The 14,462-nt window shown below is 54.3% G+C and carries 14 protein-coding genes; all 14 read right to left on the reverse strand.

The window, feature by feature from the left end:
* Positions 1–25: 25 nt before the first annotated feature.
* On the reverse strand, positions 26–1,396 hold the full coding sequence (gene cpsG, locus BH714_RS10945; protein WP_032680630.1) for a colanic acid biosynthesis phosphomannomutase CpsG: 1,371 nt from the start codon (positions 1,394–1,396) through the stop codon (positions 26–28).
* 109 nt (positions 1,397–1,505) lie between these two features.
* Positions 1,506–2,942, reverse strand: coding sequence for a mannose-1-phosphate guanyltransferase (cpsB, locus tag BH714_RS10950; protein WP_040017954.1), 1,437 nt, complete (start codon positions 2,940–2,942; stop codon positions 1,506–1,508).
* A 3-nt stretch (positions 2,943–2,945) separates the two neighbouring features.
* Positions 2,946–4,169 (reverse strand): colanic acid biosynthesis fucosyltransferase WcaI, encoded by a 1,224-nt coding sequence (wcaI, locus tag BH714_RS10955; RefSeq protein ID WP_025203687.1) that lies wholly within the window; start codon positions 4,167–4,169, stop codon positions 2,946–2,948.
* Positions 4,166–4,645, reverse strand: a complete 480-nt coding sequence (locus BH714_RS10960; RefSeq protein WP_072126435.1) for a GDP-mannose mannosyl hydrolase — start codon at positions 4,643–4,645, stop codon at positions 4,166–4,168. Before BH714_RS10960 ends, wcaI begins: the two co-directional genes overlap by 4 nt.
* Positions 4,646–4,647: 2 nt before the next feature.
* A complete protein-coding gene (gene fcl, locus BH714_RS10965; RefSeq protein ID WP_014170818.1) occupies positions 4,648–5,613 on the reverse strand; it encodes a GDP-L-fucose synthase in 966 nt (321 codons plus the stop codon).
* Positions 5,614–5,615: 2 nt separating this feature from the next.
* Positions 5,616–6,737 carry a GDP-mannose 4,6-dehydratase gene (gene gmd, locus BH714_RS10970; RefSeq protein WP_014170819.1) on the reverse strand — a complete coding sequence of 374 codons (1,122 nt, stop codon included), beginning with the start codon at positions 6,735–6,737 and terminating at the stop codon, positions 5,616–5,618.
* 24 nt (positions 6,738–6,761) lie between these two features.
* Entirely contained in the window at positions 6,762–7,310 is a 549-nt protein-coding gene (gene wcaF / locus BH714_RS10975) for a colanic acid biosynthesis acetyltransferase WcaF (RefSeq protein WP_020883264.1), read from the reverse strand.
* 15 nt (positions 7,311–7,325) lie between these two features.
* On the reverse strand, positions 7,326–8,072 hold the full coding sequence (gene wcaE / locus BH714_RS10980) for a colanic acid biosynthesis glycosyltransferase WcaE (RefSeq protein ID WP_040017955.1): 747 nt from the start codon (positions 8,070–8,072) through the stop codon (positions 7,326–7,328).
* Between the two features lie 16 nt (positions 8,073–8,088).
* Positions 8,089–9,309, reverse strand: a complete 1,221-nt coding sequence (gene wcaD / locus BH714_RS10985) for a colanic acid polymerase WcaD (RefSeq protein ID WP_020883262.1) — start codon at positions 9,307–9,309, stop codon at positions 8,089–8,091.
* A complete protein-coding gene (wcaC, locus tag BH714_RS10990) occupies positions 9,284–10,501 on the reverse strand; it encodes a colanic acid biosynthesis glycosyltransferase WcaC (protein WP_014170823.1) in 1,218 nt (405 codons plus the stop codon). Before wcaC ends, wcaD begins: the two co-directional genes overlap by 26 nt.
* The gene (gene wcaB / locus BH714_RS10995; RefSeq protein WP_014170825.1) at positions 10,498–10,989 is read right to left on the reverse strand and encodes a colanic acid biosynthesis acetyltransferase WcaB; all 492 of its coding nucleotides are present in this window, start codon (positions 10,987–10,989) and stop codon (positions 10,498–10,500) included. The genes wcaC and wcaB overlap by 4 nt, the downstream gene beginning before the upstream one ends.
* Positions 10,989–11,831, reverse strand: coding sequence for a colanic acid biosynthesis glycosyltransferase WcaA (gene wcaA / locus BH714_RS11000; protein WP_032680629.1), 843 nt, complete (start codon positions 11,829–11,831; stop codon positions 10,989–10,991). Before wcaA ends, wcaB begins: the two co-directional genes overlap by 1 nt.
* Before the next feature lie 22 nt (positions 11,832–11,853).
* Positions 11,854–14,016, reverse strand: a complete 2,163-nt coding sequence (wzc, locus tag BH714_RS11005) for a tyrosine-protein kinase Wzc (protein WP_032680628.1) — start codon at positions 14,014–14,016, stop codon at positions 11,854–11,856.
* 2 nt (positions 14,017–14,018) lie between these two features.
* On the reverse strand, positions 14,019–14,462 hold the full coding sequence (wzb, locus tag BH714_RS11010) for a low molecular weight protein-tyrosine-phosphatase Wzb (RefSeq protein WP_032678535.1): 444 nt from the start codon (positions 14,460–14,462) through the stop codon (positions 14,019–14,021).

Genomic DNA, 14,462 nt, shown 5'->3' on the forward strand with positions numbered 1-14,462 from the left:
ACATCAGGGTGAGGGGGAAAGCTATTTACTGATTCAACAGCGCCAGAATGTCCTTCGTTCGCGCTTCCATCAGCGCGGTATCCGCACGGGATTCCACGTTCAGGCGCACCACCGGCTCGGTATTTGAAGAGCGCAGGTTAAAACGCCACTGCGGGAACGCCATGCTGATGCCGTCGGTACGGTCAATTTCCAGCGCATGGAGGGCAAAATGCTGCTCCACGCGGGCAATGGCCTCGGCCGGCTGCGCCAGTTTGCTGTTGATTTCGCCACTTGCCGGGAAGGCCGCCATGCGGTCGCGTACCAGCTCGCCAAGGGTCTGCCCTTTCAGACACAGCAGCTCGGTGACCAGCAGCCACGGGATCATCCCGCTGTCGCAGTAGGCAAAATCGCGGAAATAGTGGTGGGCGCTCATCTCGCCGCCATAAATGGCGTCTTCTTCGCGCATACGCTCTTTGATGAAGGCATGACCGGTTTTGGACATCACCGGCTGGCCGCCCGCGGCGTTCACCACATCCACGGTGTTCCAGGACAGACGCGGATCGTGAATGATCTTCGCGCCCGGGTTCTTCTCGAGGAACGCTTCCGCCAGCAGACCGACAATGTAGTAGCCTTCGATGAACTGGCCTTTTTCGTCGAACAGGAAGCAGCGGTCGAAATCGCCGTCAAAGGCGATACCCATATCGGCACCGTGTTCGATGACCGCGTTACGGGTGTCGTCGCGGCACTCCGGCAGCAGCGGGTTCGGGATACCGTTCGGGAAGTTGCCGTCCGGGGTGTTATGGACCTTAACGAAGGTTACCGGGACGTTCAGGGCCTTAAAGCGGGCTTCGAGCGCATCCACCACCGGGCCGGCCGCGCCGTTACCGGAGTTGATCACCAGCTTCAGCGGTTTCAGGTTTGCAACGTTGATGTAGCCCAGCAGATGGTCGATGTACGCTTTACGCAGGTCGATCTGCTTATAGCTGCCGCGTTTCGCTTCATTCACCGGCGGGAAATCGTTAGCTTCGGCGAGACGCTGCACGTCACGCAGACCGGTATCGCCGCTGATTGGACGCGCGCCCTTGCGCACCAGCTTCATACCGTTATAGTCCATCGGGTTATGGCTGGCCGTCACTTCGATACCGCCGTCCACGCCGAGGTGGAAGGTGGCAAAGTAAATCTCTTCGGTGCCGGACAAGCCGATATCCAGCACGTCCACTCCCGCATCCTGCAGCCCTTTTGCCAGCGCCAGCTTCAGGGACTCACTGGTCAGGCGCACATCGCCGCCCAGGACAATCGTTTGTGGCTTAAGATATTCGCCGTATGCGCGGCCAATGCGCCACGCAATGTCTTCATTCAGCTCTTCGCCCAGCTTGCCGCGAATATCGTAGGCTTTAAAACAGGTTAATTTTTCCATGATGACCCCTTTTTCAGGCAACAGTTGGCCCGCCCGATTAACAGGCAAATTTGTTTTTATTCATTCGCAGGCCGGATGCGCGAAACGCTATCCGGCTTTAGAGACGGCGCTATACCCGCCCGTAACGGTCCTGGAAACGGACAATATCGTCTTCTTCCAGGTACGAACCGGAGCGCACTTCAATTAAGTCGAGAGGAATTTTCCCCGGGTTTTCCAGACAGTGCGTGGCTCCCAGCGGAATATAGATTGACTCGTTTTCACCCAGCAGTTTCACTTCGCCATCAATCGTGACTTTGGCGGTACCCGCCACCACGACCCAGTGCTCGGCACGGTGGTGGTGCATCTGTACCGACAGCCCCTCACCCGGTTTCACGGTGATGCGTTTCACCTGGTAACGTTCACCGGCATCGATGGAGTCATATTTGCCCCACGGACGATACACTTCGCGGTGGATATGGTGTTCATGGCGACCATCGGCCTTGATCTTCTCCACCACTTTTTTAACGTCCTGCACGGCATTACGGTCAGCAATCAGCACGGCGTCTTTCGTCTGTACGACCACCAGATCCTTCACGCCAACTGTGGTCACCAGACCGGACTCGGCGTAGACATAGCTGTTTTCCGTTTTGTGGCTGATAACATCACCGTGGTGGACGTTACCCTCCGGGGTATGGGCGCTGATCTCCCACAGGGAGGACCAGGAGCCAACATCACTCCAGCCCGCATCCATCGGTACCACAACGGCATCGGCCGTGCGTTCCATTACCGCATAGTCAATTGACTCTTCCGGGCAGGCGAGGAAAGACGCTTCGTCAACGCGGATAAAATCGAGATCCGGATCCACTACCGCCATCGCTTTCTCGCAGGCGTCCAGAATATCCGGGCGATATTTGCGCAGCTCTTCCAGGTAGCGGCCAGCGCGGAACAGGAACATCCCGCTGTTCCAGTAATATTCACCGCTGGCCACATACGCCTGCGCGGTTTCCAGATTCGGTTTTTCGACAAACTGCGCCACGTCAAACGCTACGCTGTCGCCTTCGCCCGGGGTCACATTGCCACGACGAATATACCCGTAGCCGGTTTCCGGAAGGTCCGGCACGATGCCGAAAGTCACCAGTTTGCCGTTTTCGGCGTAAGGAATAGCCGCGCGTACCGCCTCGCGGAACGACTCTTCCTGTTGAATAACATGGTCTGCCGCCAGAACCAGTATCAGCGGATCGCAATCCGGGCTGCTGCGTTTGGCCGCCAGCGCAGCCAACGCAATCGCGGGGGCGGTGTTACGTCCGGCAGGCTCCAGAATGATATTTTCTGTGAGTTTGTTCAGCTGGCGCAGCTGCTCGGCGACAATAAAGCGGTGTTGTTCGTTACAAATCACCACCGGGCTTTCACACTCCACACCCTGCAGGCGGTTAACCGTCGTCTGCAGCATGGTGAGCTCCCCTTTCAGGCAGAGGAACTGTTTTGGATAGAGCACGCGGGACAGCGGCCACAACCGGCTACCAGAGCCACCTGCCATCACAACCGGATACAAAGTGGTTTGACTCATGATTTATCCCCGTATATCTGCAATAAATTGGCTCAGCACGTTCTCTTTCTCGAGCGTACGTTCGGCATATTCACGTGCCACCGTGTTCGTTTTTGGCATGGCAAGTGCCCGTTCAATGCCAGTGACCAGCGCCGGGACCGATTCCGGTTCCACGCAAACGGCGATCCCCGGATAGCTGTCGCACAGCTGGCCTAATTCTGTTTCGGCTTCTGCCGTGATCACCGCGTTACCGCCCACTGCCAGAATGTTGGTCAGCTTGGACGGCAACACCGCGTCTGCCGCACCGCGCTTTTGTACCACCAGATGGCAGTCGCCCATCTTCAGCAACGCAGGCAGTGCCTCGTAGGACTGAAGCGGGAAAAATTTCACGTTCGTCAGGCCGCGCTCGCTGGCCATCTTTTCCAGTCGCGCTTTTCCGCCGCCCTGCCCGACGATGACAAACATCCAGGGTTGATGGCTCAGTTGCTGTGCGGCGTCGATGACGCTCTCAAGCCCCTGCTTCTCGCCGATGTTGCCTGAGTAAAGAATGATTTTTTGGTCGTCAGGCAGACCGAGCTGAGCGCGTAGCGCCTGCGCGTCACTGTCTGTCACGTCGCGAAAACGCGCCACTTCAGACCAGTTGGGGAAAAAGATCACTTTTTCCGCCGGTACGCCCTTCTCCTGCGCTTTGTTCATCATTGAGCGCGAGATGGTCGAGACATAATCCACGTTATGCAGGCCGCTGCGCTCGAAGGCGCTGGCGAGTTTCGCCACCTTCCCGCTCTTACCTTTGCCGGCCATTCCCAGGCCGAGCATGGCGTCCACTTCATAATCCTGAATGTGAAGCAGCGTGCGCGCGCCGGAGAGTTTGCCCAGCAGGCGCATGCCTGGGGTGCAGAACAGCGTTGGCACCACACCGATAATGCGATCCGGCTTCCAGCGACGTTGCGCCATCAGCGGGAAGAAACTGCTCAGGGCAAAGCTGCCCAGATGAAGTAACCGCTTCAGCGTTGAGGGCTGTTTCGGCACGTACAGCGGGCAACGCCAGACGGTCGCGGCACCCTCTTCGCGACGGTAGCGCCAGCCTGAATAGCGCTCACCAACTTTCCATTCCGGGTAGTATGGCGGCGCGGTAATGACCCGCACGTCATGTCCCTGGCTCGCCATCCACTCGACCATTTCGCCGGTGTATTTACCGATTCCGGTTAACTCCGGCGAATAGTTGATTCCGTACACCAGAATTTTCATAAGCCCGGCACTCCGGACTGACGATCGGCCAGGAAATAGGCACGACTGTTGTCATGCACATTGTCACTGGCCAGCAACGCCTCTGGCGTCTGCCAGCGGTAGTCGTCATGCTGAGAATCAGGCAGACGCAGGTCTGCCTCACTCACCTTCAGGCGAAAACCGAGCACCACATAGTGCGTGGTGAAACCGGTGCCCGAAAAGTTATCGTCATAGAAGTGCTGCCAGACCCCGTAAAACTGGCCTGCCGCCATCGGCAGTTGCAGGCCCAGTTCCGCCAGAGTGAGACGCTCAAAAGCATTTTCCAGCGTCTCATCCTTCTGCACGCGCCCGCCGGGCACGAACCAAAAGCCCTGTGCAGGACGGTTGGTTCGTTTTCCCAGCAAGAACTCGCCGCGTTCGTTCTCCACCACCAAATCAATTGAGATGAGCGGAGTGGAACGCACTACCGTGGCAAAATCTTCCTGACTTAAAAACATCATTACCCCCGGAAGCGGTGCTGGTTTTCAAGGAACCACTGGTAGGTGCTTGCCAGCCCCTGCTCCAGTGATACTTCGTGATACCAGCCCAGCTGATGCAGACGGGTCACGTCCAGCAGTTTGCGCGGCGTGCCGTCCGGTTTGGTGGCGTCAAAGACCACGCGGCCTTTGTAACCCACCACCTGCGCGATGGTTTGCGCCAGCTCACGAATGGTGCAATCCACGCCAGTACCGACGTTAATGTGCGACAGCATCGGTTCGGTGTTTTCCTGCCACACCTCACGATCCAGCTCCATTACGTGGATGCTGGCAGCCGCCATATCATCCACATGCAGGAATTCACGCATTGGCGTACCGCTGCCCCACACCACCACATCCGGTGCATTTTCGGCCGTTGCCTCGTGGAAACGACGCAGCAACGCCGGGATCACGTGCGAATTGCTCGGGTGGAAGTTGTCATGCGGTCCGTACAGGTTGGTTGGCATCACCGAACGATAGTCGCGGTTATACTGACGGTTGTAGGATTCGCACAGCTTGATCCCGGCAATCTTGGCAATCGCATACGGCTCGTTGGTTGCTTCCAGCGTGCCCTGCAGCAGTTCGCTCTCAGCGATCGGCTGCTTCGCCATTTTCGGGTAGATACAGGATGAGCCGAGGAACAACAGCTTATTCACGTTGTGCAGATGCGCTGCGTGAATGATGTTGCTCTCAATCATCATGTTCTCGTAGATGAAATCCGCCGGATACGTGTTGTTGGCAACAATGCCGCCCACTTTCGCCGCCGCCAGATACACCTGGTCTATACGTTCACTGGCGAAGAAGTCCTGTACCGCTTTGCTGTCGAGCAGGTTCAGCTCGTCACGGGTACGGACAATCACATCGACATCACCGCGCTGTTCAAGCTGGCGAACAATCGCGGAACCCACCATTCCGCGATGACCCGCGACAAAAATACGTTGTTTTGTCATTCTCAGGACTCCAGCGCGATGGCAACCTCGTAGCCATGAGACTTGAGCAGGGAGTGTTTTTTCGCTGCTTCAAGATCTTTGGCAACCATCTCGGAAACCATCTCCTGCAGAGTCGTTTCTGGTTTCCAGCCCAGTGTTTCGTGTGCTTTGGTTGGGTCGCCCAGCAGGGTTTCCACTTCAGCAGGACGGAAGTAACGTGGGTCAACCTGTACAATCACGTCGCCCGGTTTCACGCCCGGTGCGTCATGGCCCGTTACGGAAACCACGATGCCTTTCTCTTCCACGCCGGTACCTTCGAAGCGCAGTTTGATACCCAGCTGAGCGGCAGCCATCTCAACGAACTGACGTACGGAGTACTGCACGCCGGTTGCGATAACGAAGTCTTCTGGTTTTTCCTGCTGCAGCATCATCCACTGCATTTTTACGTAGTCTTTGGCATGGCCCCAGTCACGCAGGGAATCCATGTTGCCGAGGTGCAGGCAAGATTCCAGACCCTGTGCGATGTTAGCGATAGCGCGGGTGATTTTACGGGTAACGAATGTTTCACCGCGACGTGGGGATTCGTGGTTGAACAGAATGCCGTTACAGGCATACATGCCGTAGGATTCACGGTAGTTCACGGTGATCCAGTACGCGTACAATTTCGCCACGGCGTACGGAGAACGTGGGTAGAACGGGGTAGTCTCTTTCTGAGGAATTTCCTGCACCAGACCGTACAGCTCAGAGGTGGATGCCTGGTAGAAACGGGTTTTCTTCTCAAGGCCGAGGAAGCGAATCGCTTCCAGCAGACGCAGCGTACCCATTGCGTCAACGTCAGCGGTGTATTCCGGAGATTCGAAGGAGACCGCAACGTGGCTCATCGCGCCCAGGTTGTACACTTCATCCGGCTGCACTTCCTGCAGAATACGGGTCAGGTTGGAAGTATCGGTCAGGTCGCCGTAGTGCAGATGGAATTTCGGGTTCGCCGCATGAGGATCCTGATAAATGTGATCCACACGTTCGGTGTTGAATGAAGAAGCACGACGCTTAATACCGTGTACTTCATAACCTTTTTCCAGCAGCAGTTCTGCCAGGTAAGAACCATCCTGTCCGGTAACGCCGGTGATGAGAGCGACTTTAGACATGTTTATATTCCTCTACTTATGAATTTAATCAGTTTCAACGCGTTCGCGTATCACCACTGCGGGGTTGCCACGGCAAATTTTATTTGCCGGTAGCGATTTAAAAACGCTGCTGCGGGCACCGACTACCGTGCCATCGCCAACAGAAACACCAGGTGCAACAAAAACATCTGTCGCCAGCCAGCATTTTTCTCCAATCACAATCGGAGTGGCGGTAATATCAAAATGCTGACTCATAAAATCGTGACTGCCGGTGCACAAATAACACTTCTGTGAAACCACTGAATTTGCGCCAATCGTAATATCGCCAAGGGTATATAACACCGCGTCATCCCCTACCCACGCATAATCCCCAAGCGTTAATTTCCACGGGTAGGTAATTTTTACCGACGGGCGAATGACTACGTTTTTTCCGATTTTTGCGCCAAACAGTCGCAATAAAAAAGCTCGCCAGCGGTACAGTATTTGCGGTGACCAGGCAAATAAGGTGGCCTGTACGGCCCACCACAACTGCACTTTAATACCGCTCCCGCCCCGAAAGCCTTTCGGCACGGAGAAACCTTTAAGATCCTGCATTACGTTTCCTTATATTCAGGCTTTGTTATATAAGGTTTTCGTTTTACCCGTGGTACGCAGACGTAATAAATAAGATAATTCCGCCCAGAACCCCGGCACGCCTAATATTTTACGCTGCACATTTCTGGCATCCTGGCACAGTTCCAGATTATTAGACGTTGACACGCCGCCCATTGAAAATTCAGATACCAGCCCTTTAATTCGACGGAACGGGTAACCTGATTTATACAGACTGGCAGTCAGCGCATAATCTGAAGAAACTTTATACTGCAGATCGTAAGGCTGTTTTTTCAGACCTTTTACCGGGAAGAAAATGGCCTGATGGCTGGCAGGCAAACTGTGGTAGATATACCAGCCGGGTTTCGCACCGCGGCAAACTTTATGGCCATCGCCAAAATCGAGCAGCGCGTCGCCAATGTACATCGCATCCTCTTTCTGGCGTGCCAGCTGACGGGCAAATAACGCCACATCCTCATGGAATACGTCACCGGAATTCAGGAAGATGGCATAACGGCCTTGCGCCATGTCGATGCCTTTATTCATCGCATCGTAGATGCCTTTATCTTTCTCGCTGATGAAACGTAAGTTGAACTCACCGTTGAGTTTTTCCAGAAACTCTGCCGTACCATCGTTCGAGCCGCCATCGACCACAATCCACTCAAAGGTGAGGCTTGGATCGCGCGCCAGGTTGCGCAGCGAGCGCCAGGTTTTTACCACCCCTTCGTAATTACGAAAAGCGACAGTAATGACGCTAAGAAACATAAATCACCTCATTTCGTCATACGTTCGTAATATTAAGCGCTTTGCGCAGAATAAACGGACAGACAATCAAGAAAGCATATTCCGGGCTAAATATTGACCCGGTAAAAAACAACGACACCGGTGTAAACAGATAAAGCTGCACGCGAAAGTTCTGGTTATCACCAAACGCGTTAATCATCATTTTGAAAACTTTAAACAGATACCACAGTGTCAACAGTACGGCGAACCACGAAAAATAGATAATTAACAGATACAGGCCATTGTCTATGGTTTTACCGACATCCGCACCGTTAAAGATTCCGAATGATGCAACATATTCGTAAAGTGAGCCGAATCTTACTACACCATCGATATGGGTTAAGGAATAGCCCACCATCACCAGCGGACCAATGATACGATAATAGGATGACGAGCCTTCGGTTCCCAAATCTCCCAGGCGTTCTGAGATGTATGGGAAGGCAAATATCACGCCAACCATAAATACTGTCAGAGAGATAATCGCCAGCGGCAGTTTTTTCTTAATCGCATCTTTGTTCAGGTACTGGAACGCCCACTCCAGCAGGTAAAACAGGATAAATGTCATTACCCCTGAGAACGATCCTGACAGAACAATTCCTGCAAGAATCATAGCATCGGTCTTAGGGGTTTTGATACCAAACTGTTTGATGCTGAGCCAAATTGAGATTAGTGCCAGAGCAAAAAACGCCGGTTCAAAATAGAGGGCTGTCGTACGCTTTCCGCCAAACTTGATGAAGTTCAATACATAGCTGTTACTGTAAATGAGATATTTCGAAATTATCTCCATCAGGCTACTGCCACCGGTCAAAATAATTTGTGCCATTTCCAGTGCAGCAAGCATAACAATTAACGCAACGGCAATATAAAAGAACCTAAGGATTTTCCGATAATTATGTGGTGAAATAACCTTGAAGCGAATACTCCAGACCATGCCAATAATAATGACGATATAAACAAACAGCATGGTGGAGGTGACGTATTTACTGGCATCCAGAGACTGACCAAAGATGTAGTTAAATAGCGTCAGACCCACGCCCAGCCCTAAGGCCATCATCAGCTTCTTGAGGTTGATTTTGTCGACATACAGCAGAAGCAGAACGGGCAAGAAGGTCACTATGGTTATCGGGAAACTTTCGCCAAGCTGGGCAATTTTGACGTTGACCAGCAGGTAAATCAGCGGCAGCAGCAGATAACTACAGACTCTGATAGAACGAGACATATTCCTCCAGCATCTGTTGTCCACTGTAGGCCTTGCGGCTGCGGTTGCGGAACGATTCCAGGTCGGTGCCAAAAACGGCCTGCGCGATCTGCGCCTTCGGCAGTTGCACCAGGGGCAGCACCTCATGCTCCGCAAACGTGGTCCCGCCCGATTTTTCCAGCACTTCACGTGCCGCATCGCTGTGGGTGGCAATCACCGGCACACCGATGGAGAGCGCTTCGCACAGGATCAGCGGGTAGTTATCCACGCGCGAACTGAATACCAGCGCATCCATCCCATTGAGGGCGCTCATCAGTTTGCGCTTGTCGGTTTCAAACCCGTGATTCACCACGTTAGCCCCTTCGAACGGCGAGAACTTGCCGAAGGTGTGCAGTTCAATCTTGTCACCCAGCGCCATCATGTCGCGCACCAGCTGCTGATTGGTTTTGCCGTCGTAACGCAGGTCATGCGCAACGATAGCGATTTTTGGTTTACCCGGGGTTTCTGCAACCGGGGTAAGTTCGGCCAGAATCGCTTCCGTCGCCACGTCGATACCGTTATTGATGATCTGACAGCGCCCTGCCCCATACAGACTGTTAAAGGCATCGGCCACGTGCTGGCTTGGAGAGATAAACGTACAGCCGAGCGAGAGCATGTCGCGGAACAGCTGGCGCTTTCCGGCCACCAGCTGATGGGCACGATCCACTTTCACCGGCGGATAGTTGCTCAGCGTCGGGCACTTCTGGCAGTTGCTTTTCCAGCCTTCACACCCGTCGGTAAAGGCGCAGCGACCGGTCACGCTCCAGTGATCGTGCAGCGTCCAGACGAAGCGGGTATCCGGTTTGTGGGCCTGCACCTTCTGACAAAACGCCACCACCTCTTCCAGATTCAGCCAGTAGCTGTGAAGCACGTGGAAATGCAGCACAACCGGCCCCTGGGAGCGCGTCACGGTGCGATAAAGGGTATTAAGATTGCCAAACAGATCGCGGTTAAACAGGCGGAACAAGGCAATGTTGGCCACGGAAGTCAGGCGCGGCGTGTGCTTATGCACCTGCGGGTAGTTATCGTGGCTGACGCTTTTCTTACCGCCTTTGCCATAACCGTAAATAAAACGAGACTGAAGTCCTTTTTGCAGCGCGCGCTGGTGAAGATCCAGCGCCACACCGGCCGCCCCGCCCTCTGCGAGACGGACGTTAAATTGCAGAATGTTCATTTGATCACCTTCACGCGGGCTTTCTCACCCACCACCAGCGCGTTATCCGGAATACTGTCCAGCACCACGCTCCCTGCGCCTATCGTGACGTTGTTACCAATCGTGATGTCGCCAATGATGACCACGTTCGCGCCCAGCTCGACGTTATTGCCAATCACCGGGCAGGCCAGGCTGTCGGGCCCACGGTTACCGATGGTGACCGCATGGCGAATAGTGAAATCATCACCGGCTACAACGAATTTGTTGATCACCACGGCATAACCGTGATGAATGGTAAAACGGCGACCAATGGTGGCAGCGGCCTGAATTTCATAACCAAAAAAACATTCAGTAATGATGCGGTACAGCACCAGCACCGGTGCTGCCCAGAGATTGTTTAAAACATTTTTCTTGCGCCACACCGAGCAAAAATGCGCGATGCGGTACGCCAGAACCATGCAGCACGGGCGCAGGCTCCAGCTGTTAGCGCGGCAATCTTCCAGAAACATTATTTCCCCCGAAGTCCATCAGCCAGACGCTTGCCGTTACGCACGGACAACAACGTGAGCAGCGTGCGCCAGTTCATGCGCTTATTGCGGATCTGATAGAGGGTAAACAGCTGATACTTCCGGCTGGCACGGTCGAACTTGTCCTTGTGCTTGCGGTAAAAGTGGAAGTAACCAGAGAATTTCTTCGGCGACGAGGTGATTTGCATCTCCCCGTGATTGATATGCAGGATCTGCGTCGCCTCTTCCACCTTCCACGGCTCGCCATACTCCATCACCATGCGCAGGAAGATGTCGTAATCTTGCGCAGCCTTCAGCTCGGTATCGAACAGGCACTCCTTAAAGCGCCACGCCCAGGTAAAGACCTGATTACCAATGATGTTGCGTTTAAAGAACAGGCGGCGTGAGTAAGGCGATTTCGGGTACAACGGCAGGCTGGCAGGCTGCGAGTAAACTTCACCCTGACAGACATAGTCGTTGGCATACAAAAACGCATGCGTCACCAGCTGTGCTTTGTGCGACAGGAAGATCGACAGACGGTTCGGCGTCCATTCGTCATCGTCGTCGATGCCGGTCAGATACTGGCCTTTAGCCTGCATAATCGCCTGGTTACGCACCGCGCACGCACCGGAGTTAATCTCGTTGTGCGTGTAAACCACGCGCGGGTCGTTAAGGTCAGTCACAAACTTTTGCAGCTGTTCGTATGAGGAAGAACAGTCATCAACGATGATCAGTTCCCAGTTATCGTAATCCTGTCGCAGCACAGATTTTATTGCGCGGATCGCCAGCTGCTGACGATTCCATGTCGGCATATAAATAGAAACTAAAGGGCGTTGTGTAGTCATGGTCTTCCCCGAAAGCTAACGATTAGTGACTGTCAGACTTGTATTCGTACTCGTAGTAACCGTAGTCCTGGTAACCGGTCGCACGACGGAAGATGGAGTTCAGGATCACCCCTTTCACTTCAATTCCGTTTTGCTCGAAGCGGCTCAGGCTGGTTTCCACTTCCTTCAGCGTGTTCACCGCGTAACGCGCCACCATCAGCGTGGTGCCGGCATGGCGGCCCACAATGGCGGCATCGGTCACCGCCAGAATTGGTGGGGTATCAATCAACACCAGGTCATAGTTTTTGCTCGCCCACTCCACCAGCTCGCTAAAACGTTCACTCATCAGCAGCTCTGATGGATTTGGCGGCACCTGACCACGCGGAATAAGGTCAAACTTCGGCACCGTCGTCGGTTTTGCACTCTGGCTAATCTCACCTTTGCCCAGCAGGATTTCCGACAGCCCGTTGACGTTATTGGTACCCAGCAGTTCGTGGGTATAGCCCTTACGCATATCACAGTCGATCAGCAGCACCCGTTTATTGGTCTGGCTCACCACCGCCGCCAGGTTGGCACAGACAAAGGTCTTACCAATTGACGGGCTGACACCGGTCAGCATCAGGACGTTGTTTTTGGCCTGCATCATGGCGAAGTGCAGACTGGTACGCAGACTACGAATCGCTTCGATGGCCAGATCGGTTGGGTTACCCACGGCCAGCAGCTGGCTTTGTTTGTAACGCTTAACGCCTTTGGTTGTTTTGACGCTGTCACGCGATTTTTGCCACTCCGACAGCGGGATGCTGGCGTAGACGTTGATACCGCTCTCTTCCAGTGCCTGCGGGCTTTCGATTCCACGGTTGAACAGCGAGCGAAGCAGCACGCCAACGATGGAGAGGATAAGACCCAGAATAATGCTGCCGAGAATGATGAGGGCTTTCTTCGGCTTCAGCACCCCTGGCTGGGTGATGGCCGGGTCAACGATGCGCACATCACCAACGGTACTGGCTTCGGTAATTTTCAGCTCCTGCTGTTTATTCAGCAGCTGCATGTACACCTGCTGTCCGGATTCCACATCGCGGGTCAGACGTACGATTTCCTGCTGCGTTTTAGGCATCGCAGTGACGCGATCGTTGAGTTTCGCCTTCTCTTCTTCCAGCGTGCGGCGTTTCTCCAGCAGCGTACGGTAGGCCGGGTGACGCTTGGTATAAAGCTTGGAAATCTCCGCCTCTTTGAAGGTCAGCTCGTTAAGCTGGGCATCAATGTTAACCATCGAGTCGAGAACGGATTTCGCTTCCAGCGGCAGGTCGACAGAGTCTTTATCCTGACGATAGGCGTTCAGCTTGTTCTCGGCATCATCCAGACGGGCGCGGACTTCCGGAAGCTGTTTGGCGAGGAATGCCAGGCTTTTCGCTGCTTCAGCCGATTTACGCTCAACGTTCTGCTCAAGATAGTTACGGGTGATGCTGTTGAGGATGTCGCGGATCTGATCCTTATCTTCACCGGTAAAGGTCATGCTCAGGACACCGGTGTCCTTGCCGTTTTCGGTGACGGTCAGGTTGTTCTGCAGATTGTTAATCATTCCCAGCGTGGAGAATTTGGTCACGGTAAATTCACCGCCCTCCTGGGCGTGGATCGCGCTGACCATCATGCTGACACCCTCTTTCGTCAGCATCTGCCCCACTTCACCGCGCGCGCTAAAGCCCGCATCGCTGGTTAACTGGTACTGTTTTGGGCCTAACACCGTCAGGGTAAAGGTCTGATCCGCGCTTCCTTTTGGCAGCACAAAGTCAGTCACTTTGACCGTGTCGTTGCTGCGTCCCATCAGACGGTCCCAGCCGGCACCAAAGATCGGGAAGGTATTTTTGGTGACGGAGATATCAAGGCCGAGGTCGTGCACGGTTTTACCCAGAACCAGGCGCGACTGGATCAGCTGAATTTCCGCATCGGAAGCCGGCGGTTTGTTCGCCAGTGCGGAGCCAATGTCCTGCACCAGCGAGTTACCGGTATTCTGCTCAATCTGCACCAGCGCATCGGCACTGTAGATGGGCGTCGCAAACAGCGTATAGACGACGGCCGCCGCGGCAAACACGGCGGTGATCCCAAGCACCCACCACTTTGCCTCTACGACGGTGCCGACCAGGCGACCAATATCGATTTCATCACTGCCCGAAGTCGGGGCGGCAGAAGGTTTTGTTTTTTCTGTCATTGTTATCCCTGCTGAACTTTCAGTGCCTGCGCCCACTGACGGGCAGACTGGTCAAGTAAGGTGTATACCGCCTCGAAGGCCTCATGGCTTTTGCGATATGGATCGGGGATTTCGCGTTCATTGTCCCAGTGACCAAACAGCATCACCTTGCCGCGCATCTCCGGTGCGATATCACACAGCGCATGGATATGGCGTTTTTCCATCGTCAGGATCAGGTCATACTCCCGGCACATACGGCCGGTGACCTGACGGGCGATGTGCCCGTCGAGAGAAAGGTTATGATCGCGGGCCACGCTCGTTGCGCGCTCATCGGCACCTTTACCGACCAGCGCACCCAGCCCTGCGGATTCAACGGTCAGTTCGGGCTGGTAGAGTTTCAGCAGCCGTTCAGCCGTGGGGGAACGGCAAATGTTCCCCACGCATACCACCAGAATTTTGTTAAACAT

The organism is Enterobacter ludwigii (genome assembly GCF_001750725.1).
GTDB classification, from domain to species: domain Bacteria; phylum Pseudomonadota; class Gammaproteobacteria; order Enterobacterales; family Enterobacteriaceae; genus Enterobacter; species Enterobacter ludwigii.